Below are 21,541 nucleotides of genomic sequence, written 5' to 3' on the forward strand. Positions count from 1 at the left end.
GACAAGGGGAAACGTGCCGGATAGCGAACCTGGTCTAGGAACGACGCGCGCCCGCCGAAACCTGGACAAGGGGTGGGCCGGCGGTGCGCGCACCGCACCGGTGCGGTGCGCGCGCGCCGGACATCGTCGGATGGTGCGCACCGGGTGCGGTGGCGGACATCGCGGTGCGCACCCGAGTGGTGTCCATCGTCATCCGGTGCGCACCACGGTGGAGTCCACTCGGTGCAGCCCATCGGGTGGAGTCCACCGAGTGGAGCCCACTCGATGTCGTGCATCGCCACCGGATGCTGAACATCGGGGGCTCCACTCGGTGGACGATGCCCGGCGTCGTCACCACTGGCTCTGTCCACGAGATTGGGTTCTGCACACATTCCGTGAGCGATCTTGAGTCCGGCCTCACCGGACCCCGGTGACACGTGGTCCGCGCAGCTCACATGGCGCGCGCGCCTTCTGCTGGCGAGAGCCAGCGAGATCTTTCACGGAATGTGTGCCAGAACCCGAGTCTCGGGCTCTGGCTCAACCTCTGTGGTGGCGGGCCTTCAAGCGAACGGCTGGACCACTGGCTTGGCATCGGAGTCGTACACAAGTTCAGCAAGTTGGATGAGGAAGCCGTAGGTTGCCAGCCGCCCCTGGATGCGAATGAAGTAGGACCGGCTGGAGCACTTGAAGATTTCCCGGCGGCGCGCCTTCCAGCGGCTGTGCTCGTATGTGGTCGCTGCTTGCACAAGAGCCGTCTCCGCCTCTTCCGTGCTGCCTTCAAATTCCGCAACGGTCCGCGCGTCACGATCTATCTCTGCAACACCGCCGACAGGTACGGCTAGCACTATCCATCGGGGCATCCGCCGATCGTTCCTTCTCCCTTGGCGTCGCCTGCCGCGACGCACCACGGTCAGTGTGGCAGGCGAGCCGCGGCGCCGGATCCCCTGCCACAGAAGTTGAGCCAGAACCGAGTCTCGTGAACAACGCCATCACCACAGCCAGGTGTTGGAGTGCCGTACCCGAGACAGGGCGCGGGCATCCCGGCGCGCGGCCGCGTTGCCGATCCGGCTCTGCCGGGAGCGGGGCCGGCGCGACTGCCCGGCGGCCAACCGGCGCTGTCCGGCATCTTGGAGCCGTCGCCGCTGCTTGCGCAGCTCCGCCTTCTTCGCCGCCTTCGACTTCGGCGCCCGGGGCCGCTTCCAGACCGGCTGCCACCCCGCGGGCTCATCAGGCTCGGGCTCCTGGTCCTCTTCGAGCGCGGCGGCCATCTTCGCGCGGGCCGCGTGGGCGCGTGCGAGTGAGCGCACCACGTCACCGACGCCCTTCAACACGACCAGCCACCACCGCCCCCGGCCGACCGGCCGGGGGCTTCGTGCGTCCTGAAGGAGTTCGCCGTGCCCACCTACGAGGCCCTGCCCCGCTTCACCACCGACCTTCACCGCCTCACCCCCGAACAGCGCCGTACCTTCCATCGCGTCGTCACCCGCTCCTTCGTTCCCGACCTCCACGCCGGACAATTCCGCAGCGGCCTGCGCATCAAGCGCGTCCGCTGCGCGCCGGGCGTCTACGAGCTCACCTGGTCCGGCGGCGGCCGGGCGACCTGGTCCTACGGGACGGAACGCATACGCGGCGCGCACATCATCTGGCGCCGTATCGGAGGCCACGGCATTTTCACCAGCCCGTGAGTGATGCTTCTTCCCCCTGGGGCTGTCTTCGTACGAGAGGATCGGCGTGTGGAGAACGAACCTGTGATGCCTCGCGAGGAACGCCGCCCGTACTTCGCCTGTCCGGCCTGCGGAATCGTCGGTGAGCCGGACTCCGTCGACTACTGCCTCACCCCTGACCGGGAACACGTCGACCGGACCGTGCCCATGACCGTGAGCTGCGGGTCCTGCCGTACGTACTCCCCCATCGCCGCAGTCGACGTCCTGGACCGCGACGCCGAGCACACGTGCTCCCGCTGCGGGCACCGCACCGCTTGTCCCTCAATCGCCGACCGGGCCATCTGTTGGGGCTGTGGCCTCAACGCGCCCGGCCCTGCTTCCGTCGGCGCCCGCGCCGTCTACCTGCACGATGTCGAGCGCAGTGCCGCCCAATGGGCCACCGCTCAAGTCCGCATCGCCAAGGACGACGCACGCGACCGCGGCGGACTGCCCGACTGGGCCTGGTAGGACGGGTGAACCGGCTGCGCCTCTGTCCGGGGCAATGGGCCCGACTGGATGACACCACAGGGCGGCCGGTGCCAGCCTGATCGCATGACTGCACTTCCTCGGCGCCGGGTGTACGGATCCGACCACGACGACCCCGACCCCTACGAGCAGCCCGGCCACGAGTACGTCGAGCTCGTCGGCGGCCCACTCGACGGCCAGCTCGTCGACGTCACCCGCTGGGCACCCGCGGACCGGGCCACCGGGGCCATGCTGATCACGAAAAACGGCACGTACGGGGCCGGCGGCCGTGCCGAATACGAGGCCCGGCCCGGCGAGCCCCGCCTGTGGGACTGGGTCGGCGACGTCCCCTGACCTAGGTCAGGGTCGGGCCGTGCGCTGAGCGGCTGCCAGGTCAACACACGCAGGATCTCGGCACTTTGCGCTCGCCCGCCCCGCAACGGTGCCCCACCCGGAGGGCACGACCGTGATGGCGACGTCGCCGGTGCCGGTGAGGCCGCACCGCGCCGCTCTGATCAGGTCGTCGAGCACGGCCAGGCGCAGCGCGGCCAGGCCGTGCTTGGCGACCTCGTCGTCGATCCATGCTCTCCGGGCGACGTGGACGACCTCGGGGCCGTCGGTCTCGGGTCCGTCGGTCACGGGCGTCTCCTCGCTGGACTGCTCGGGGCTGCGCTGAAGAACCTGGGTCGGGGCAGCGTCTTTCGTGTGCTGATGAATCCTAGGTCCGGTCCGGCAGCTAGGTTGGGCGAGCGGAGAACTGGGCTTGTCAGGGGAGGAATTACGGTATGGCCGATGCGATGACACCGGATGGCATCTTGCGTGCCTGCGCCTTCCTGGAGGCTGTGTGGCGCGAGGACGGTGCGGCCATGACCACGCTCCTGCGGCACGAGCCCGGCGAGCAGCCGACACCGGTCCTGGTCGCGGGCCTTGGCGACCTCATCATGCAGGCGATGCTGCCCGCCCGGCTCGGGATCCATGACGGCATGCCCGCGGACGAGCTCGCGGCCGCGGCGGAGAGGCTGGACAGCGATCCGGCCGCGCAGGTCTCCGTCGTGCTCAGCGAGACCCTCAAGGCGCTCGCGCCGACCGCTGCGCCGGAGCAGGCCGCGATCATCGCCCGCTCCCTCATCGGCTATCTCATCGCCATCAGTGAGGCGACCGAGGACCATGTGCTGCCGCTGATCAATGGCCTGCGCGAGGCAGCGCTTCGGCGCGGCAGCACCATCTGACCTCAGTCGGCAGGCCGGCCGGCGAGAGGCACTTCGGCGATCGGCTCCCACATGATGTGTCTGCCGTCGTGCCACTGCTCGACGAGGTGGATCCGGTCCGCGAACACGGTCCCGGACAGCGGCTGCTCGATGTCCGCCAGCGCGGCCTTGAGGGTGACCGCGTCAACGTCCTCGGCCCCGTCCGTCGTGTAGGCGAGGGACATGTGGGGGTAACGGCTCGGCGCCGCCTTGAACGCGGCCCCGGTGCTGCGTGCCGTCGCCTGGGTGACCGCGTCCACGATCCCGTTGAACACACGGCCCGGCCATCCACTGATCTCCACGGCAACCGCGCCCACAGCCGGCCGGTCGAACGTCAGCGTGAACGGCTCCACCGACCGCGCGTAGTCCCCCACCTCCTTGAGGAGCGCGTCCGTGTCGGCGTCGTCGATACCCAGTCCGACGGCGTGCACGAGCGTGCAGTGCATCCCGTCCACCGGCACGCTCGCCAGCCCCCGCGGGGCAGCAAGTCCCTTGTACGGTGCAGCAATCGCCCCGGCCTCGGCCAGGGTCGGCAGGATGTGCCAGTGCAGATCCCGGCGACCCGCCGGCCAAACCCGCCCCACCCGCTCGAAGAAGCTCTCCATCAGGTGTTGTCCTCGCAGTCGGATCGGCCCGCCACCGGGACCCGGACCCAGATCTCGGAATCGGCCGGCAGAACACCGCTGACGCCAGCGTCGGCGGCCGTCGCAGCCACCTCGATCACAGCCTGACGGGTCAGCCGCCAGTCGTGGGTCCTGTGCCCCTCCGGGCAGGTGATCCACGTCTCCTCACCACACGCAGTCAGCGTCAACCCCGTACCGGCCTCACACACAGCGCAAAGCACCGGCATCCGAGGGGAGTCCACGACGCCGGGGTAGATATAGACCGCCGAGCCGGCGGTCCGCACCTCATACAGCTCCGCGTCCATCCATGCCCTCCCCTGCCGCCAGTGTCCTGCCCATCCTCTCGTTGCCGCGCGGGTCTGCGCTACCCGCCGCCTCAGGCCAGCGAGGGCTACCCCAGCCCTCACACACCTCACGCGAAGTGCTCCGGGGCCACCACTCTCGGACGCCGCGTCAAGATCCAGTCCGACGAAGGATGTCAGGACCGGCCCGACGGCTGCGGTTCTCCCGGCCTTGGCGCCGGGAGAACCGCGCCTGGGTCACCGGCGGCGCAGGGAGATGAACAGATCTGCCGCCATGCCCAGCACCGTCACGCTGCCCAGGCCGGCGCCCAGCGGATCCCGCGTGTCCGGGTAGGCGTAGACAAGGAACGCGACGAACCCGGACGCCATCAGGGCCACCACGACGCCGATCGCGGTCATCGCGGCCGGCACCCACCCGAGCGAGGCCGGAACGGGCGGGACCAGGGCGGGATCGGGGTCGGGATCGGGAGCTGGCGGAATGGTAGAAGCCATTGGCTGTCCTCGTTTCAGGTTGGCGCGGTGCGTGCTCGGTAGGCCCAGGCACGGTATGGGCGAGTACGGGCTGGCTGCCTCCGTGCATTTGTTGTGTGGGGGTCAGACCCGGATGTGACGCCCAATCACTCGATGTGTCTGCACAGGTGATCTGCGCTGCACTTCGCGAACCGTTCGGCATTCTGCGGAATGTGTGCCGCACGTCACAGAAATCTGTTGACGGCGGATAACACGAAGGACTTGAGGAGTAACAGCGCAACCCGGCGGACGGGCCCGGCTCTGCCATTGCCGGGCACCCACGGGGAAGCTGTGACCTGCGACTTCAGGCTTGGGTCAGCAATTGGGTCAGGGGAGAAGGACAGCCAGCGGGCCAGCGCGTTCGTGTCCGTGGTTGTGTGTCATTTGGTCGCTGGTAAGTTGCCCGCATGGCAGCAAGCGACCACGAAGAAGTCACAGAAAAACTAATCGTTAACCTCACGCCCGAGCTACGGCGTGATCTGAAGATCCGGGCTGCGGAGCGGGGCATGAACGTCTCGGATGCCGCCACTCATGCTCTTGCTCTTTGGTACGACGACCAGGGAGCGCCGCAGGTAGAGGTGAAGGGCGCGAAGTCCTGGGGCACGTACCTTCCGGCGGGGGGAGTTGCCCGGTTCGCAGCTGAGTGCGACAGTCGCCAGATCACCAAGGTTCAGGGCATTGCTCAGGCGATCAGCCGGTGGCTGTTGGAGCATCCGTCTCCGGCCAAGCGGCTGTTGGCGCAGCCGGTGCAGCGGATCTTGGTCGCGTTGCAGAAGGGCGGGGTCGGGAAGTCCTTTGTGGCGGCTGGTCTTGCGCAGGCGTTCGCGGAGCTCGGCCTGAGGGTTCTGTTGATCGACTACGACCCGCAGGGCCACATGACGCGGCGTCTGGGGCAGAAGCTGATCGCGATGGACAGTGGTGCGAGTCTGCTGGAGCACATGCTGGGCAAGGCTCGTCGGCATTTGCGGCGGTCGATCGTGGTGCTGCCGCAGGAGCGTTTCCAGGGGCGCCTGCACTTGCTGCCGGCGTGCAATGACGCGTTCCTGTTCGATGCGGTGATGAGCTCGATGCGCACGGGTCGGGAGGAGTCCCTTGCCCGGGCCCTGGAGCCGGTCGAGAAGAACTACGACATCGTCATCCTGGACGGTCCTCCGAGCCTGGGGCTGTCCATGGATATTGCGATGCACTACGTGCAGCGGCGCGAGGGGGAGCTCGCCGACCGGTCCGGCGTGCTGATGCCGGTGTGGGCGGACACTCCGTCCTTCGAGGCGTACGACCTCTTCGACAGTCAGCGTCGCCAGCTGATGAAGATGACCCGGGTCCAGGTGGACGAGATCGGCTTCGTCCTGAACGCCTACGACGCGCGCCGCGGGGCGTCGGTGCAGAAGAAACGGGAGGAGTGGGAAGAGCGCACGAGCCCCGGCGTGCTGCACGTCTTCGGGGACCTGAAGGAGCAGCGCGATGCGACAGATCGCCATCAGCCGCTGTTCGACTGGGCTCCCGACTGCGAGCTGGTGCATGGGCTGCGCGACATCGCGAAGGAGCTGGCCGCATGAGCAAGAAGGACAACGTGCCCCGCTACCAGAGCGAGGAAGCCCGCCCTGACGAGCCGTCGCGCAACGACATCCTCAATCACTACGGCCTGGCTACCGGGGTGGAGAGTGATGAGGAGCGGGAGATGCGCGAGTGGGAGGAGGAGCAGGCGGCCCGGCTCGGGGCAGGCGGCACAGGGGCGGGCCGGGCAAGGTCGGTCGGCGCGGCTGCGAAGCCTGCGGCCGTCTCGGCGCACTTCCGGGTAACGGTGGCTGACCTGTCTCCGAACCCGGACAACCCGCGCGGTGACATCGACCCCAGCGACCCGGAGTTCCAGGGCCTGAAGAAGAGCGTGTCGAGCATCGGGGTGGCCCAGGCTCTGACGGTTTGCACCCGTGAGGCGTTCATCGCTCATCATCCGCAGCACGCGGAGGTGGTCAATCGCCGGTATGTCGTAGTGGCGGGTCACCGTCGTCTACATGCGGCCTGGCTGGCGGGCTGCGAGGACGTGCCAGTCCTGGTCAATGACGCCGCGGCAGAGAACCCCCTTGTGTGGGCGGTGGCGGAGAACCTTCAGCGGGTCGGTCTCAACGCCATGCAGGAGGCCCGGACGTTGAGCGTGCTCACGCTCAAGCCGCCTGCCGGGCAGGGGCTGTCGCAGACGGTGGTAGCCAGCGGTATCGGGAAGACGCAGGGGTTCGTCTCGCAGCGCGTCGCGCTGCTGAAGCTCGTGCCTCAGCTCCAGGAGCTGGTGCTCGCTGGGAAGCTGAAGGTGAAGCGTGCGGCATTGCTCGCCAAGCTACCCAGCGACGAGCAGGAGGCTGCGGAACAGGCGCTGCGCAGCCTGGTCCCGGCGCTGCAGTCGGAGCTGGACGGCGGGAAACTCAACGACGTCCGCCTCGCCCTGAAGGTGGCTGGTGTGCCCCGGGCACACCAGCTGGAGGCCCGCGCCAATAAGGGGGAGGTACCGGCGCCGGACACGGCCCCCGCAAGCGTGGGGGAGTCAGGGACCGGTCGGGAGCCGGCAACAGGGTCAGGGATTCCTGTCCAGCAGGACAGCACTACCGTCGCGGCCGCGATCGACCATGGACCTGGGACACCAGTGGTCACGCTGCACAACCCGGACCAGATCGCTGACGACCTCGCCCGCTACCTGCCGAGCAACGACCTGACGCGGCTCACCGAGCTGCTCCTGGAGCGCACCACGCAGGCGCAGACTATTACTGAGTAATAGCCGCACCAGGGCGCAGCTCCTTCGCCCCCAGCTATTACTGAGTAATAGCTGGGGCATGCCGACGGCCCCGTCCTCAACGCAAAAAGCGGCCCTCTCCTCCCGGACAGTTCCGGGGGAGAGGGCCGCTGGGCTTGGCTGGTTACTTACAGCGCAGCCGGGTCTTCGGTGGGGACCTCGTACACGTCGATGACGTCCTCGCCGCCGGACCAAGTGCCGGGGGCGTGACGGAAGCGCGGGTCGTACCGGTCAGCTGCGGACTGCTCCGACGTGGTGGGGGTGGTCGGCGGCGATCTCCTGCCATCGGCGGGTCTCGCCCGCGCCGGTGTGCCGCACTCGCACCGCGAAAGTGCAGTCAGGGCAGCGGAACGACCGGGTGGCCAGCCGTGTGACCAGCCCTGTGCCCAGAGTCAGGAAGACCGATCCGGTGGTGGCGGTGCAGGCGACGGCGACCATGGGGCTCAGGTCGGACTGGGCCAGCTCGGCGGCGATGGGATAGGTGAGGCCGGTCGCGGCGGCGAACGCGGCCGCCAGGGCAGCGGTGTTGTGCTTCACGGAGTGTCGTCCTTTCGGTGGGGGCGGGCGCCGGTCGGCGCCCGCCGAAGTGCTGCTGCGTGTCGCGAGGTGGTCAGGCCGGGACGGGGGCCGTGGTGTCGAGTCCGGCACCGAGCAGCAGGCCGCGGATCGACTGCTCGTACTCGCCGGTGCGGATCCGGTCGAACATGAGCTGACCGGCTACCAGGCAGCGGGCTCGCAGCTGGATCAGGGAGACGGCGTGAGGGTCGGCGCCCGCGTCGGTCGCGGCCTGGGTGGCAGCATCTCCGGCGAGCTGGGTGGCTGTCTGTAGGGCAGCCTCGCGCCGGGAGTACTCCGCTCGGCAGCTCGCCCAGCTGGTCAGCGCGCGGGTTTTCTGCACCCGCGTCTCCCACACCTTGTACATGCGGTGCATGCCCTCGGGGTCCGCGACCCACTGGTCGGCCCACTGCCGGACGAGGTCGGGCAGCTGGGCGAGGACGGCCATGACCTGCTTGCCGCGGTGTCCGAACGCGTGCCACGGATCGGCTTCCTCGATCACCCGCAGCTGGTGGCAGAGCACCCAGTACGAGTACCCGTGCCAGGTGCCGGTCTCTCCGAGCGGCTCGACGACCCACAGCCGTGCCGGCCACTGCACGCGTTCCAGGAGCTCGCCGGGACGGGTGTAGGTCCGGAAGTAGCTGAAGGCGGTCTCGTCGTACCAGGGCTTGCCCGGAGTGGGGTGGTTGACGACCTGACCGATGTGGTCGGCGAGGTTGACGGTCGGGATGGGGTCGCCCGTCCGTACCGGGTACGCGTACCCGGCTGCGTTGCCGATGCTGGGCGGGACGGTGCCGTCGGGCCGGGTGGCCATGTAGTGGACGACGGGCCGGGTGCTGTGTGCCATGACTTCCTCCAGGTCGGTCAGGAACGTGCAGGTGGTGAGTGGTTGGTTCAGCGGCGCGTGCCGCGGCACAGGGCGCCGGACGTGGCGAGGAGTTCGGAGATCAGGTGCACCGCGGCGAAGCCCTCGCGGTGGAGCTGGTCGGTGTCGGGGAGCAGCTGGTGGTGCTCGCGCACGATGTGCAGGGGGACCACACGGTCGCGTCCGGCGTTCTGGGCTTCTACCGTCGGCAGCGGGACATCGAACAGGACGGCGACGGCGGGCCGCTGCCAGTAGCGGGCGCGGGCGAGTAAACCGGCCCTGACGTGCGGGAACACGTTGGTGGAGTCGACCAGCACGTTCAGTCCGCGGGAGAGGCGTGCGTCCAGGAGCAGGTTCTGGATCTCGGCGGCGACCGGTGTGGCGGACTGGTCGGCCTCGGAGTCGGTGGCCAGGCGCCGGTAGACGTCCAGGCACACGCGCCAGGTGTCCGGGTAGCGGGCGGCGAGGGTGGACTTGCCGCTGCCCGGGGGACCGATCAGGACGCACAGGGCGCCGGCGGGGAGGTTCAGCGGATTCATCAGGTCCTTCAGCCCCCGTCCGTGCTGTGTCTCCAGCCGTGCCCGGCCACGCATTTGAAGGTGTGGGTGGACAGCAGTTGGAAGTCGCCGCGGTCGTCCCAGGCGTGCGTGCCCTCCACTGGGGGCTCACCGCACTGCCAGCAGGGCTCCCGGCCCGCCAGCTCGTATGCCGCCAGCGGACGAGGCTCGGTGGACCGCGAATTCCGTGCCGGCGCCGGGCGAACCGGCTTCGGGGCCAGGAGCGCGGCCACATGGTCCACCGGGGCGGGCGGCGAGTGCACCGTGTCTGGTGCGCCCCGCCTCGGCCGCTTCACCGCGGCCAGCAGACGACTCCTGGCCCACGTCATCGCCATCACCTGACGATCAGGTGGTCGGGGTGGCCGTTGGTCATGTGGTCCACGCACTGCGGGCAGTCCTCGCGCGGACCGAGCCCGGCGTGGGCCTCGCGGCTGGCGTAGGCGTGGTACCAGCACTGCTGGCACTCGCCCCTGGGCGGATTGGTCGCGCGGCGGTTGGCCATGACGACTCCTTCCTTCACGGATCAGGCGGCAAGCAGGTGCTTGGCCGGGGGAGCGATGTAGGTAGCGGGGTCGGCGGGCGTGCCGTCGTAGCACTCCAGGCAGGACCCCAAGGTCTTGAGCGGGAGACAGTGGAAATAGCGTCGGCCGCAGGGGCCGGTGCATGTCTGGCGTGCGGCCATCGCTTTGTCGAGCGCGGCTTCCTTCGCGAGCGTCATCGGGAGCTTCGGCTTCGCCAGGTCGATCCGGTACAGCCAGGCGAAGCGCCCGCCGCGGCGGCATTCGATGCGGGCGGCGGGCTCCTGGCCGCCGGGGCGTAGGCCCATGTCCCGTAGCTGGCGGCGGGTCGCGAGGTTCGTGCGTCCGGCCTGCGTCCAGCGGAAGACCGGTAAGGAGTCGTCGCCGGGGTCGTTCAGGTCGACGTCGACCATCTCGTCGCCCTGGTGGTGGTTGTCCATCAGCGGGTCCAGGGGGTGGGGAGCCGGTGGGGCGGGAGCGGGTAGCGGGGGCAGGGGCGGGCGGGTCGCGGTCGGCCGATCCTGCGGCGCGGACGAGACGGGAGCACGAGCGGGTCCTCCATACGTCGGGGCGGTGCAGTACTGCGCCCCGCCGGGTTGGCCGGCGGGGCGCGGGATGGGGCGGGGTGGGCCGGTCGGCCTGCCCGGTCCTCGCCCACCGCGTCGGTGGGCGAGAGCCAGGCAGGGCGGTCGGAGCTGAGGGTCAGAGGGCAGCGGAAATGAACGTGAGGGCGAGGGCGGCCGCGCTGCCGAGGGTGAGGGTGGCGCCGGCGGAGGCCCACCAGTAGTGGCCCATCGCCTTGGGGTCGCGGAGGTCGCTGAGGGCGTCGGCGAGGTGGGCGTGGAGGGCGACCAGCGGGGTCAGGGTGGTGTACCAGCGGCCGAGGCGGTCTATGCGGCCGGCCGCTTCGTCGTCGGGGAAGTGGCCGCCGTGCATGGTCTGGCGGTGGGCCTCGCCTTCGGCGGCCAGGTCGTGGATCTGATGGACGACGGGGCTGGTGGTGCGGCAGACGGTGCAGCGATAGCGGTAGCGGCGCACGGGGTCTGGGTCTCCTGGTGGCTGGGGTGGATGGCGCAGGACAGTGCAACGCCCCGCTGGAAGGTTCCGGGCGAGGCGACGGGTCGGGTGGGGGTGAGTGGTCAGATGCCGAGGATCCGGGCGCGGTGGCCGGCGAGGCGGAGCATGGCGAGGGGCTGGCGTGCGGTGGGCTGGCTGTCGTTCCAGGACGGGATGGTCTGGGCGGTGGGGTAGGCGATCTGGACGATGTCGAGGAGGAAGGCGGCGGCGCGGTTGGCGTCGGGGGACTGGGAGTTCGGGGTGCTGCCGGCGGCGACGCGGAGGGCGCCGAGGAGGCAGAGGGCTCCGGTGGGGTTGCGGCAGGTGCGGCCGGTGGCGGCCCAGCCGCAGGTTTCGAGGAGGTGGAGGGCTCCGGCGAGCACGGCCGCGATGGGGGAGGCGGTGGTCGGGGCCGGAGGGATGTGGGTGGTGAGGGTGTTCAGGTAGTGGGCGGTCTCTGCCGCGCTGTGCGTCGGGTGCGGTGTGGGCGGGCCGGTGAGGGGGACCGCGGGTGCGGGGGCCGGGGTCCATGTGGGCTGGTACGGGCGGGGGCGGGTCCGGGTGAGCACGGGTTGTTCCTTCCGGGGGTGTGCGACGGCCCGGGGCGGGTGCCCCGGGCCGTCGTGTGCCGGTGTGTGGTGGTGGGTCAGTTGTCGTCGGCGGGCAGGGCGTAGAGGCCCTCGATGCCGTCGGGGTTGATCACGGCTCCGGTTTCGCGGAGCTTTTTGAGGACGCGGTCGAGCTGGGCGGCGCCTGCCTGGGTGAGGTCGAGGATCTGCTTGCGGCGCAGGGCGCCGCCGCCGGTCTCTTCCAGGACCGCGAGGACCTTGTCCTCGACCGTTTCCTTCGCCGGGGCAACCGGAGCGGCGAAGGCCGGGGCGGAGGACGACCGGGTCGAGGACGGCGCGGCGGGTGCGGTCGGGGTGACGGGGGCAGTGGTGTCGACGCCGGTGAAGTCGAGTTGGACGACGCGGGTGGGGTCGTAGAGGGCGGAGAGGTCGGGGGCGTAGGAGGTGCGCATCATCTCGGCCATGGCTCCGGGGCCGGCGCCGTATCCGAGTCCGTAGGTGCGGCGGGGGTCGCCGTCGGGGACGCCGTCCAGGCTGAGTTCCCTGACCCAGGTCTGTGGGATCTGGGAGGGGTCGACGAGTCCGAACTCGTCGGGGAGGTCGGCCAGGTGCTTCTGGCCGGAGGAGGTGCGGAGCATGACCAGGGTGCCGCCGCCGATGAGGTTGGTGCGGACGGCCTGCGAGCCGCCGAGCTGGTCGAGGTTGACGATCTGGTTGGCGAGCACCAGGGAGAAGCCGAGCGCGCGGCCGAGGGAGGCGAAGTCGTCGACGATGGCGACCGCTTCGTCCTTCACCGGCGAGTTCTTGTTGAGCAGGCGGGACGCCTCATCGAGGACGACGACGGTCAGCGGACGTTCCGGGGTGTGGGTGAAGGTGTTCTGCCCGGTGCCCTCCAGGTCCTTCTGGGCCTGCTTGAGCTTGGCGTGGGCGGCGCGCAGGGCGGTCATCGAGCCGTCGATACCGAAGCCGTGGATCGCGGCCATGTCGTAGGTCTGCTTGCGGAAGCTGTTGCCCTTCGGGTCCGCGAGCACGAGCGCGTACCCGTTGGCGTGGCAGGCCAGGGCGAGGACTTCGATCAGCGCACTTTTTCCGGAGCCGGTGGCCCCGGCGATCATCATGTGTTTCGCGCCGTCGCCGGGCTCGCACAGCTGGACCAGGACCTCGGTCATCGTGACGTAGCGGCCGATGGAGATGTAGCCGCCGTCGGACGCCTTCAGGGCGTCGAGGGAGGGGATGGGCATGCCGTCCTCCAGGGGGTTGCGGTCCATGACGCGGACGATCGCGCGGGTGGGGTCGGAGGTGGTGACGTAGGAGATGAGGGAGAGGCGGTCGACGCCGAGGGCGGCGGCGAGGTCGACCAGGTCCGGGGTGGGGACGCGGCGGCGGTCGGCGCGGACGTAGGCGCGCCATCCTCCGCCCTGCTCCGCGGTGTTGACTCCGACGTTCTCCAGGGTGGTGCCCGGCAGCGGGCGGCCGGGGGCGGCAACGTACGCGGCCCAGACACCCTGGGGGGTGGAGTCGTCGACACCGGCCGTGGGGGCGGGGGCGGTGGAGAGGACGGACACGATCCGCTCGCCGGAGTTGAAGCCGTCGGCGACGGTGACCCAGCCGTCGGGGCATCCGTAGACCTGGGCGAGGGTGCCCTGGCTGACGTGGGCCGAGACGGTCTTGCCGAGGGGGGACAGGACGCGGCCGGTCCAGGACCCGTCCGCGGCGACTTCGATGTCCTTGAGGAGGTGGTCGGGGGCGACACCGTTGGGGCCGCCGATGTACTGCCACATGTGCAGGATCCGGGCCACGGATCCGGTCGGGCTGATCTGCTGCGGCAGGACCGGGCGCGGCGGCTCGGTGGTCGGGGCGGCCGGTTCCTCGGCCGGGGCGGGGGTGGGTTCGGGGGCGGGCTGGCGGTAGAGGAGCTGCTTGCGCAGCTGCCACACGGTGAATCCGGTGGCGGCCCACCAGGCGCCGGACATGACCGTGTATCCGGCCTGCGCCCAGGAGGGGGCGAACACCGTACTGAGGAGGGCGTCGGGGCCGGCCGCGCCGTCGAGGAATCCGGCGAGGAGGGACAGGAGGGACGCTCCGGAGGCCGAGACCAGCGCCCATGCCTGGCGGCGGACGAGCGAGGTCTCGGGGAGGTTGAGTGTGGTGTGGCCGGTGGCCATCCGGGTTCCGGTCACGACTCCGGCCCCGGCCCCGGCGACCAGGGCGGCGGAGATCACACCGGGGATGGAGTCCATCTGCGTGCCGACGGCCAGGGCGGCCGCGGGGGACAGGGCGAGCAGGGCGGCGGCCGTCAGGTCCACCGTGCCGGAGGTGTTCGGCTCGGTGCCCGTGGGGGCGGGCTGGGTCGTCGGCTCGGTCATGAGCCTGTCCTTCCTGTGCAGAGCTGGGCAGGGGGCGGGATGGGGAAGTGCGGGGGTGGGCGGGGACATGGCGGCGGGGGGGGGGGGGGGGGGGGGGGAGAGGGGGGGGGGGGGGGGGGGTCCCCCCCCCCCCCCCCCCCGCGGTGTGCTGGTGTGTCAGTCCTGCCGGCGCGTCATTCCTGCGCGTAGAAGGAGGCGTCGGCCATGGAGACGGCCGAGGCGTCGACCGCTTCCTGGATCCCGCCGTGGTCGGCGGCGGCGCGCTTGCCGACGGCGCGCGCGGCGGCGGCCGTGGCGTCGGTCGCGGACACATAGGTGACGGCTGCCTCGGCGGCGCCGGTCATGACCTGCGCGGTGTCCTGGCACTCGCCGATCGTGGCGGTGTCGACGGCGACCGTCGCGAGCATCTCGGTGACCCGGGCCAGGTCCTTGGCGTATTCCTCGGTGTCGCGGCCGAGTTCGGCGACCTGCTCGGCGTTCGCCCCGACGGCAGAGGACAGGGCCTCCACCTTCGCGACGAGCCGCCGGTAGGTGAGGTCTTCCGCCTCGGTACGCGCCGTGGTGGGTGCGGTCATGAGGGTCTCTCTTTCTAGGAGTTGTAGAAGCGGGACTCGGCGGGGGACGACAGGGGCGAGTCGGCGACGGCCTGGAAGATCCCGCCGTGCCGGGTCGCGGCGTTCGCGGAGGTGGCCTCCAGCGACTCCACCGCGCGCAGCATCCGGGCGTGGAGCTCGTCGGCCGCGGCGCCCTGGACGGTCGCCGCCTCCGCGAGCGCCGTGCACTCGCCGACCAGGCCCTCGCCGCCCTTGACCGCCCGGCATTCCTCGGCGAGGGCGGTGGCCTGCGCGGCGTACTCCTGGGCCTGCCCGTTCAGCACCTTGCAGTCGTCGGCGGCGCTGCCCGCGGTGGAGGCGTAATCGCCGAGGCGGTCGGTGAAGTTCTTCAGGGTCTTCACCTCGCCGCGGCTGATGGTCTTGCGGGCTGCGCCCTTCCCGAGGGTGAGGAGCCCCGTCTTGGAGTCCTCACCGGTCACGGGTACGGGGGTGGCCGGTGCTGCTTCTTTCGCCATGGGCGGCTTCCTTGTCTCGTCGAGTGCTTTCTGTGCCTGCGCCGCCGCGTGCTCGCGGGCGGCCTGGTCCATCGCGTCCTTGAACCCCTGCAGGAACCCCTCGCCGTATGCGCGGGCCGACTGGATGGCGCGGCCGGCGCGGCTCCCGGCCCGCGGCCCGGCGTGCTTGGCCTTGTCGCCCGCGAACGTGCCGCCCGCGCTGGTCGGGCCAGCGGGGTCCGTGGTGGTGGTCGTGCTGTCCTTCGCCCGGCCGGCGGCTTCCTTCGCCGCTTTCTTCCGGGCGGCACGGTCACGGCGGGCGTCCAGCGTTTTGCGTGCGGCGCGCCCCGTCGCGGCCCCGGCCTTACGGGAGCGCTCCTTCCGGCGCTCCAGCCGGTCCGCGTGGGCAGCGTGGTCCGCTTCCTTCTTGGTCTTCTTCTCAGCCTGGCGGGTGGCCTTGTCCTTGGCTGCGGCGTCCTTCTCGGCCTGGCGGGCGGCCTTGTCCTTCGCCGCTGTGTCGCCCTTCCCGCCCGGGGTACCGGTGCCGGATCCCCCGGCGGCGCCTTTGCCGCCGCCGGATCCGCCTGCGGCGCCCTTCCCGTCCTTACCGGAAGCGGGTCCGGGCTTCCTGGGGCCCTTCGTGTTCGCGCCAACCGGGGCTCGTCCCGCGCTCCCGCCCGGCCCGGCGCTCCCGCCCGGCGCTCCCGCCTGGCCGGCGCTGCTCCGCGACCTGGCCTCGTCCCGCACGGCTTTCTTCCGCGCCTTTGCTTCTTCCCGTGCGGCTTTCCGGGCGGACTTCGCGCTTTCTTTGCGCTCTTCTTTTCCGTCGCCCTTCGGGGCGGGCCCGGAAGGGCTGGAAGAAGGTAAAGTGTGGTGCTTTCCCTTGCCTCCCTCGGTGTTCTTCGGGTCGGTCTTTCCTTTCTTTTCGGGGCTGCCGGGGTAATTCCCTGCGGCGATTTCTTGCACGGTCGCCTCGTGGGCGGCCATGTCGTCCTGCGCTTTCTGGTCGCGTCTCGCCAGCCACCCACGGACCGAGTCGGTCGTGTGCTTGGCTGCGGCGCCGACGGCCAGGAGCAGGAAGATCTCCACCGTGACTCCTGTCACTCTGTGTGGACTCTCCCTCTCTCCCTCCCTCTCTCCCTCCGCCCGGGAACCCCGCCCACGGACGGGATGAGGGTTCTTTTCAGGGGGAGGGAGAGAGGGAGGGAGAGAGGGAGAACCCCCATACTGACTACGCGGGGTGACGCTTGGCCTTGATGCGGGAGACGACGAACCAGCCCGCCCCGACCAGGGCGAGACCGCCGAGCAGGGACGCCCCGGACGGCATGCCGGACCCACCCGACGAGGCGGCGTTCTGCATTCCGTCGCTGTCACCCGACATATCCGGAGTGAAATTTGCCGTGCAGCTCTCCAGGAAGTCCGGCTTTTTCCAGTCGGACATTCCCTGAGCGGCTTTGTAGCACTCGGCGCGGGCTTTCTCCGCGCGCTTCGCCTCCGCCAAATTCTCGGCCTGCGCGACCTTACTGGCCTCGATTTCGTGTTTCGTCGCCTCGATTTCCAGGCGCTGCCGCTCCAGACCGATCTGCGCCGACTTCGCCTGCTCGGCGGCCTGCTGCGTGGCGTAGTGCTGGTAGCCCAGGAACGCCCCGGACAGGGCGACGACGGTCACCGCGGCGGCCACCGGGACCATCGCCCGGTTGGTCACCACCGCGGCCAGCGACCGCCCCGCCTTCAGCCCCTTCGCAGCCGGAGTAGCAGCTGCCGGCGCGGTCTCGGCCGGGCGCCGTTCCGGCTCCGGGTCCTCTCTCAAGCTCCGCACCAGGCGGTGGAATTCGTCGTCCGTGCTCATGTACGTGACCTCCAGTGCTGTACTTACGGGGCTGTTGACTGCTTCCGGCAGTCGCAGCGAAGGCCAGCCCGATTCGAGCGGGCTGGCCTTCACTGATGTGTGCCGGACGATCTGTCAGGTGAGGTACTTGTCCGCGTCCTCGGGGCGGAGCAGGCCGGCCCGAGAGAGCAGCCGGATCGCGCGGGGCTGATTGACGGAGAGCTCCGTACGGACGCGCGAGATGGTGACGAAGCCGTTCGCGTCGCGCGGCAGCGTCTGTACAGCGGGGAGCAGTTCCTCATCGGTACGGGCGAGCGTCGCCGTACCGGTACGCCCTGCGGTGGCCGCCTGGGTGGTACGCGAGCGGGCACCCGCCGTACTGGTACGGGCCGTTGGTACGCCGTCGGCCGGGGTCGTACGGGCGGTGACCGTACTGGTACGGGTCTCGCTCGCGTACGTCGCCGAACCTGTACGGCCGGTGTGCTCCGTACTAGTACGCGCGGCCCCGTGCGAGGTGGCCTGTACGCCGCCTGTACGGGTGTTGTACGCGCTGGTCAGACCCGCATTCGCCGCCCCGGGGGCGGTGTGGTGCGAGGCGGCATGTACAGGCTCCGTACCAGCGGCGCCGGACCCCGTACGAAGGGGCGGTGTACCAGCTGACGCGCTGTACAGGTCCGTACCGGATGGGCTTGTACGGGCATGCTGCGTACCGGTCGAACCATCCGTACGAGCGGCCGTACCGGCCGCCGTACTGGTACGTCCGTCCGTCCCGGTCGCCGTGTCCGTACCACCGTGTCCGTCCGTACCGTCGTCGTGCATGAGCGAGTGGACGCGCCAGATGACGGCCACGAAGATCAGTACGACGAAGGTCGTCAGCCACCACGGAGCGGACTGCCCCTCGGGTACGAGGTGCGCCTGCTCCGACAGGTGGAAGACGACGTTCGCCGACGCCATCAGCGCGAGCGCCGCCGGGATGTCCCGCTTGGCGCGGAACGCGGTGACGCAGTAGACGTCGATGGACACCGGGAGCAGCGGGGCGACGTACTGGTTGATGCCGACCATGCGGGCCAGTTCGTACTCGCCGGAGGCGGCGAGGCCGACGCCGGCGGCGAGCGCGATCCAGGGGGCGGTCTTCCACGCCTTGCGGCTGAGGTTCTGGTGCCAGCCGCGCCAGCGGGAGGTGGCCTTCTTGGCCTCGCGGGCCTCGTCGAGCAGTCGGCGGGCGCGGGCCTCATCGGCCTGCGCCCGGTCGGTGATGGCCTTCGCCTTGCGCTCCGCCTCGGTGGTGATGCGGGTCGCTTCCTTCTGGGCGGCCTCGCGCAGCTGCACCGCGACGGTCTTGGCCTCTTCCCGCAGCCGCTCGCGTTGCTTGTCGCACGCCGCCTTGAGCCCGGCGAGTTCGTCGGCGAGTGCCTTGCGCTTGGTGGCGGCCTCCGCGTCGAACTGGTCGGTGAGCGCGCGCAGCTTCGTCCGCAGCTCGGTGCGGGCCTGCTCCGCCTCGGTGTGGACGGCGGCAACGTGGGCGTCGGCCTCGCGGCGCCGGTCGTCGGCGGCCTTGACCGCGTCCGCGTACAGCGCCTCCGCCTCGCCGCGGCGGCCGTCGTACTGCTCAGCCGCCTTCTGGGCGAGCTGGGCGAACCGCTCGCGGGCCTGCTCGACCTCCCGCTGCGCGGCGGCGACCAGGTCGTCGGCCTGTTCCTGGGCGCGGGCGAGGATCTGGCCGGCCTCGGTGCGGCGCTGGTCGACCAGGGCGCCGATCTCGGTGAGATCGGTCTCGGCCAGGCGCCGCAGCTCGGCCACCGCCGTGGCCGTGGCCTCGCGGTCGGTGGCGGCCAACTCGGTGAGGTCGGTGACCTGCGCGCGGGCCTCCCCCACCAGGGTGTCGGCACGCTCGCGGGCCTGGGCCAGGAGCCGGTCGGCCTCGCCGCGCGCCGCCTCCAGGTCGACCTTGACGGCCTGGCGCTGGGCGGTGGCCTCCTGGTCGGCGTTGGCGGTGATGTCCGCGGCGCGGGTCTGCGCCTGGTTCATCAGCACGGTGACCTGATCGTGCGTGTCGGCGACGGTGCGCGCGGCGGCGGTCTCGGCTTCCGCCTGGAGGGCGGCGGCCTGCTCGCGCGCGGTGTCGATGACGTCGGCGGCCCGGTCCCGGGCGTCCGCGACGCGGGCCAGCGCCTCAAGGTCGACGACCTCCGTCTCCGTGTCCGTCGTCGCGGCCGGGGCCGGGGAGACGTCGGGGGTGGGGGAGGCGGTGGGCTGCGGGGCCTGACGGGTTGCCGCCGGCTTCTTGCGGGCGGGGCTCCTCTTGCGGGCGGTTCGTGTGGCGGCCACACCGCCTCCTTCCGGGTGAGTGCCGCCCCGGGCGGGCGGCGGTTCAGGTGGTTCGGTCAGTCGCGCTGGGCGGGCAGCTCCGCCCGCTGGTTGGCGGTCGTGTGCTGCTGGGTCAGCCAGGCGATGGCGGCCGCGGTCATGTCGTCGGCAACGCCGTCGGTGTTCAGCGGGGCGGTGTCGATGTCGCGCATCGCGTCGACGGACGGCAGGAGCCGCATGTAGTCCGGGTTCGCGAAGAAGATCGGCGCGCCCGACGGCAGCGGCGTCAGGTCGTAGGTGTCACCCAGGCAGACCCGGTCGACGCGGCAGACGAAGGTGTGGCCGGCCTGCCCGGTCCAGAACATTTCCGGGTCGCGGTAGAGGACGAACTGGCCCCGGTGGAACTTGATCGCGGGGGTGGTGCTCTGGGCGCTGTCGCGCACGGTAACTCCTTGGCGGTTCAGGTGGTCCGGGCTCTCCGGCTCCCCGTCACCGCCCGACCCGGCCGCCAGGAAGTTGGCGGTCGGTGCGGGCGGATCAGGCAGCCGTCAGACCGTGGCGAGGGGCCGGTGCGGGGCGATGATCTGGCCGTCGGGCAGCAGCTCCCCGGTGTCCTCAAACAGCAGGAGGCCGCTGCACAGAAGGCTCCAGCCCTGCTCCGGGTGAGCGGCCACGACCTGCGCGGCCTCACGGTCCGAGCTGGTGGCCGTCGGGCACTTCGGGACGTGCGTGCACAGCGAGTCCGGCATCTGAGTGGTGCCGGTGGGGGTCGTCGCGGTGTCGAGCTGGTGGCTGCGTTCCATGGGGCTCTCCTGCGGGGAGGAAGGCGGTCCCGGGATTTTCCCGGGCTGGAGACGTACAAAGAGGCCGGTTGCCCGTCGTGCGGACAGCCGTTGTGCGGCGGTGCTGCGAGGTGGGCAGGAAGTTGCCCGCAGCTCCCGTGCGGCGGGAGTCAGGCGGTGCGCTTGCGGGCGGCGCGGCGCTTCATGCGGCGGCGGTCGTCCTCGTCGGTGCCGCCCCACACCCCGGACTCGGTACGGTCCAGGGCGTCCTGGAGACAGTTCTCCATCAGCGGGCAGCGGCGGCAGACAGCCTTCGCTTCCTCGATCTGGAGCAGCGCCGGGCCGGTGTTGCCGATGGGGAAGAACAGCTCGGGGTCTTCGTCGGCGCAGGCCGGGCGGGGCTTGGCGGGCGCGGCGGTGGAGATGGCGTCGTGGTCGTACGGGGCGGTGCTTACGATGGTGAACACATGGGCCTCCCAGAAGGTCCGGTAGTACGAAGCGGCCCCGGGGATGCGAGCCCCGGGGCTGTTCTATGTCGGCGGCCGGAGGGGCCGGAGCGGGCGGGAGCTCCCGGCGCTCTCCGCCGGCCCCGCCCGGTGAAGGCGGCGGGGACGACGGGCTACGCCGGGAAATCAGCGCTGCCGGTTGGACTGGCGGGCGTGGTAGGCGTCCTGGAGCTCGGCGAGCCGCCGGTAGAGCGGGGCTCCGGTGGGGCAGTGCTGCTCGGACCGGCAGGCCGCGCACGTCTCGCGGTGGGTACGCCAGGTGGCGGCGGCCTGCTGGTAGCGGGCGTACAGGTCGTCAGTCACGGCGGCCAGCCTGTACTTGGGCACGTCGAGTGCCCCTCACTTACCGATCCCGATCACCGACTGGGCGTGCCGCCGAAGGGCTTCCTCGGCCTGTCGACGGTCCGCCTCGGCCTTGGCGGCAGCCTCGGCCGCTGCGGCCGTCGCCGCCTGCTGGTCTTCGAGGGCGCTCATGCGGCGTACCCCCTCGCCTGCTCGCTCGCCTTGAAGACGATGTCGGCGGTGGTCATGCGCAGAACCGGCTGACGGACGAACCCGGGAGCCATCTCGGCCACCTTGCGGCGGGCGCGGCGGCCGGCCTTCACGGCCTGGGAGTCGCCGTCGGCCACCAGGTGGCGGACCAGCTGGTGGAAGGTGTCGGTCTCGTCCCGCTCCGGGCCGCGCGGGTTGTCGTCGTCCTCCATGTCGCGGTAGAGGCCGTTCGACGGGGCGGGGATGGTGCGTGTCATGCTGTGCATCAGGTCCTCCAGTCAGGTCCTGGACAGCCCCGGGGCCCTAATCCCTGGGGCTGTCACCGTTCGCTCCCTGGTTGGGGAGCTGACTGCTGTACGAGCAGCCACGGCCCCGGGGGGGCCCCCACCCAGAGGGGGGAGGGGGGGGGGGGTGGTTTTTTTTTTTTTTTGTGTCGGAGCCGGTGCGTATCGCTCATGAGGAGGGGGGGGGAGGCATAGCA

General features: G+C 70.7%; 31 protein-coding genes. 6 read left to right on the forward strand and 25 right to left on the reverse strand.

Annotated features, from left to right (window positions below):
* Positions 1–539: 539 nt before the first annotated feature.
* Positions 540–839: a hypothetical protein gene (locus ACFV8T_RS39225; RefSeq protein ID WP_385336957.1), complete on the reverse strand. Its 300-nt coding sequence runs from the start codon at positions 837–839 to the stop codon at positions 540–542.
* Positions 840–968: 129 nt separating this feature from the next.
* Positions 969–1,247 (reverse strand): hypothetical protein, encoded by a 279-nt coding sequence (locus ACFV8T_RS39230; RefSeq protein WP_385337093.1) that lies wholly within the window; start codon positions 1,245–1,247, stop codon positions 969–971.
* A gap of 126 nt (positions 1,248–1,373) precedes the next feature.
* Between ACFV8T_RS39230 and ACFV8T_RS39235 the strand changes: the two genes are divergently transcribed.
* The 3 genes from ACFV8T_RS39235 to ACFV8T_RS39245 all read left to right on the forward strand — a co-directional run bounded on the left by ACFV8T_RS39235 (position 1,374) and on the right by ACFV8T_RS39245 (position 2,501).
* On the forward strand, positions 1,374–1,664 hold the full coding sequence (locus ACFV8T_RS39235) for a hypothetical protein (protein WP_385336960.1): 291 nt from the start codon (positions 1,374–1,376) through the stop codon (positions 1,662–1,664).
* A gap of 48 nt (positions 1,665–1,712) precedes the next feature.
* Complete coding sequence (locus tag ACFV8T_RS39240; protein ID WP_385336963.1) at positions 1,713–2,150, forward strand: hypothetical protein; 438 nt, start codon at positions 1,713–1,715, stop codon at positions 2,148–2,150.
* Positions 2,151–2,234: 84 nt separating this feature from the next.
* Positions 2,235–2,501, forward strand: coding sequence for a hypothetical protein (locus ACFV8T_RS39245; protein WP_385336965.1), 267 nt, complete (start codon positions 2,235–2,237; stop codon positions 2,499–2,501).
* A gap of 6 nt (positions 2,502–2,507) precedes the next feature.
* Here ACFV8T_RS39245 and ACFV8T_RS39250 read toward each other — a convergent pair whose 3' ends face one another.
* Positions 2,508–2,786: a hypothetical protein gene (locus ACFV8T_RS39250; RefSeq protein WP_385336968.1), complete on the reverse strand. Its 279-nt coding sequence runs from the start codon at positions 2,784–2,786 to the stop codon at positions 2,508–2,510.
* A 146-nt stretch (positions 2,787–2,932) separates the two neighbouring features.
* Here ACFV8T_RS39250 and ACFV8T_RS39255 point away from each other — a divergent pair, with 146 nt between their 5' ends.
* Entirely contained in the window at positions 2,933–3,376 is a 444-nt protein-coding gene (locus ACFV8T_RS39255; RefSeq protein ID WP_385336971.1) for a hypothetical protein, read from the forward strand.
* Between the two features lie 2 nt (positions 3,377–3,378).
* On the opposite strand, the gene ACFV8T_RS39260 is transcribed toward ACFV8T_RS39255, so the two are convergent.
* From ACFV8T_RS39260 to ACFV8T_RS39270, 3 genes are all read right to left on the reverse strand, one after another.
* Positions 3,379–3,999 carry a 2'-5' RNA ligase family protein gene (locus ACFV8T_RS39260; RefSeq protein ID WP_385336973.1) on the reverse strand — a complete coding sequence of 207 codons (621 nt, stop codon included), beginning with the start codon at positions 3,997–3,999 and terminating at the stop codon, positions 3,379–3,381.
* A complete protein-coding gene (locus ACFV8T_RS39265) occupies positions 3,999–4,322 on the reverse strand; it encodes a hypothetical protein (RefSeq protein WP_385336976.1) in 324 nt (107 codons plus the stop codon). The genes ACFV8T_RS39260 and ACFV8T_RS39265 overlap by 1 nt, the downstream gene beginning before the upstream one ends.
* Positions 4,323–4,556: 234 nt before the next feature.
* On the reverse strand, positions 4,557–4,811 hold the full coding sequence (locus ACFV8T_RS39270) for a hypothetical protein (RefSeq protein ID WP_385336978.1): 255 nt from the start codon (positions 4,809–4,811) through the stop codon (positions 4,557–4,559).
* Positions 4,812–5,236: 425 nt separating this feature from the next.
* Between ACFV8T_RS39270 and ACFV8T_RS39275 the strand changes: the two genes are divergently transcribed.
* A complete protein-coding gene (locus ACFV8T_RS39275) occupies positions 5,237–6,385 on the forward strand; it encodes a ParA family protein (RefSeq protein ID WP_385336981.1) in 1,149 nt (382 codons plus the stop codon).
* Positions 6,382–7,593 carry a ParB/RepB/Spo0J family partition protein gene (locus ACFV8T_RS39280; RefSeq protein WP_385336983.1) on the forward strand — a complete coding sequence of 404 codons (1,212 nt, stop codon included), beginning with the start codon at positions 6,382–6,384 and terminating at the stop codon, positions 7,591–7,593. Before ACFV8T_RS39275 ends, ACFV8T_RS39280 begins: the two co-directional genes overlap by 4 nt.
* Positions 7,594–7,842: 249 nt before the next feature.
* Here ACFV8T_RS39280 and ACFV8T_RS39285 read toward each other — a convergent pair whose 3' ends face one another.
* The 19 genes from ACFV8T_RS39285 to ACFV8T_RS39375 all read right to left on the reverse strand — a co-directional run bounded on the left by ACFV8T_RS39285 (position 7,843) and on the right by ACFV8T_RS39375 (position 21,317).
* Positions 7,843–8,148, reverse strand: coding sequence for a hypothetical protein (locus tag ACFV8T_RS39285; RefSeq protein ID WP_385336986.1), 306 nt, complete (start codon positions 8,146–8,148; stop codon positions 7,843–7,845).
* A 73-nt stretch (positions 8,149–8,221) separates the two neighbouring features.
* Positions 8,222–9,013 (reverse strand): hypothetical protein, encoded by a 792-nt coding sequence (locus ACFV8T_RS39290; protein WP_385336988.1) that lies wholly within the window; start codon positions 9,011–9,013, stop codon positions 8,222–8,224.
* 47 nt (positions 9,014–9,060) lie between these two features.
* Positions 9,061–9,570: an AAA family ATPase gene (locus tag ACFV8T_RS39295; RefSeq protein ID WP_385336991.1), complete on the reverse strand. Its 510-nt coding sequence runs from the start codon at positions 9,568–9,570 to the stop codon at positions 9,061–9,063.
* A gap of 8 nt (positions 9,571–9,578) precedes the next feature.
* Positions 9,579–9,917: a hypothetical protein gene (locus tag ACFV8T_RS39300; protein WP_385336994.1), complete on the reverse strand. Its 339-nt coding sequence runs from the start codon at positions 9,915–9,917 to the stop codon at positions 9,579–9,581.
* 5 nt (positions 9,918–9,922) lie between these two features.
* The gene (locus tag ACFV8T_RS39305; RefSeq protein WP_385336996.1) at positions 9,923–10,090 is read right to left on the reverse strand and encodes a pRL2-8; all 168 of its coding nucleotides are present in this window, start codon (positions 10,088–10,090) and stop codon (positions 9,923–9,925) included.
* 21 nt (positions 10,091–10,111) lie between these two features.
* The gene (locus tag ACFV8T_RS39310) at positions 10,112–10,546 is read right to left on the reverse strand and encodes an RRQRL motif-containing zinc-binding protein (protein ID WP_385336998.1); all 435 of its coding nucleotides are present in this window, start codon (positions 10,544–10,546) and stop codon (positions 10,112–10,114) included.
* A gap of 262 nt (positions 10,547–10,808) precedes the next feature.
* Complete coding sequence (locus tag ACFV8T_RS39315; RefSeq protein ID WP_385337000.1) at positions 10,809–11,144, reverse strand: hypothetical protein; 336 nt, start codon at positions 11,142–11,144, stop codon at positions 10,809–10,811.
* Between the two features lie 101 nt (positions 11,145–11,245).
* Complete coding sequence (locus ACFV8T_RS39320) at positions 11,246–11,731, reverse strand: hypothetical protein (protein ID WP_385337003.1); 486 nt, start codon at positions 11,729–11,731, stop codon at positions 11,246–11,248.
* Between the two features lie 77 nt (positions 11,732–11,808).
* Positions 11,809–14,097, reverse strand: coding sequence for a hypothetical protein (locus ACFV8T_RS39325; RefSeq protein WP_385337006.1), 2,289 nt, complete (start codon positions 14,095–14,097; stop codon positions 11,809–11,811).
* Positions 14,098–14,270: 173 nt separating this feature from the next.
* On the reverse strand, positions 14,271–14,672 hold the full coding sequence (locus ACFV8T_RS39330; RefSeq protein ID WP_385337008.1) for a hypothetical protein: 402 nt from the start codon (positions 14,670–14,672) through the stop codon (positions 14,271–14,273).
* A 14-nt stretch (positions 14,673–14,686) separates the two neighbouring features.
* Positions 14,687–16,249, reverse strand: coding sequence for a hypothetical protein (locus ACFV8T_RS39335; protein WP_385337010.1), 1,563 nt, complete (start codon positions 16,247–16,249; stop codon positions 14,687–14,689).
* A gap of 127 nt (positions 16,250–16,376) precedes the next feature.
* A complete protein-coding gene (locus ACFV8T_RS39340) occupies positions 16,377–16,994 on the reverse strand; it encodes a hypothetical protein (protein ID WP_385337013.1) in 618 nt (205 codons plus the stop codon).
* A gap of 114 nt (positions 16,995–17,108) precedes the next feature.
* Entirely contained in the window at positions 17,109–19,301 is a 2,193-nt protein-coding gene (locus ACFV8T_RS39345) for a hypothetical protein (RefSeq protein ID WP_385337016.1), read from the reverse strand.
* Between the two features lie 56 nt (positions 19,302–19,357).
* Positions 19,358–19,723, reverse strand: a complete 366-nt coding sequence (locus ACFV8T_RS39350; RefSeq protein ID WP_385337019.1) for a hypothetical protein — start codon at positions 19,721–19,723, stop codon at positions 19,358–19,360.
* Positions 19,724–19,828: 105 nt separating this feature from the next.
* Positions 19,829–20,017, reverse strand: coding sequence for a DUF5999 family protein (locus ACFV8T_RS39355; protein WP_385337095.1), 189 nt, complete (start codon positions 20,015–20,017; stop codon positions 19,829–19,831).
* Between the two features lie 215 nt (positions 20,018–20,232).
* Positions 20,233–20,487 (reverse strand): WhiB family transcriptional regulator, encoded by a 255-nt coding sequence (locus ACFV8T_RS39360; RefSeq protein ID WP_383060657.1) that lies wholly within the window; start codon positions 20,485–20,487, stop codon positions 20,233–20,235.
* A 207-nt stretch (positions 20,488–20,694) separates the two neighbouring features.
* Positions 20,695–20,871 carry a hypothetical protein gene (locus ACFV8T_RS39365; RefSeq protein ID WP_383060568.1) on the reverse strand — a complete coding sequence of 59 codons (177 nt, stop codon included), beginning with the start codon at positions 20,869–20,871 and terminating at the stop codon, positions 20,695–20,697.
* A 36-nt stretch (positions 20,872–20,907) separates the two neighbouring features.
* Complete coding sequence (locus ACFV8T_RS39370; RefSeq protein WP_383060566.1) at positions 20,908–21,042, reverse strand: hypothetical protein; 135 nt, start codon at positions 21,040–21,042, stop codon at positions 20,908–20,910.
* Positions 21,039–21,317: a hypothetical protein gene (locus ACFV8T_RS39375; protein WP_385337023.1), complete on the reverse strand. Its 279-nt coding sequence runs from the start codon at positions 21,315–21,317 to the stop codon at positions 21,039–21,041. Before ACFV8T_RS39375 ends, ACFV8T_RS39370 begins: the two co-directional genes overlap by 4 nt.
* Positions 21,318–21,541 lie beyond the last annotated feature (224 nt).

The sequence above is a fragment of the Streptomyces sp. NPDC059832 genome (assembly GCF_042731715.1).
Lineage (GTDB): Bacteria > Actinomycetota > Actinomycetes > Streptomycetales > Streptomycetaceae > Streptomyces.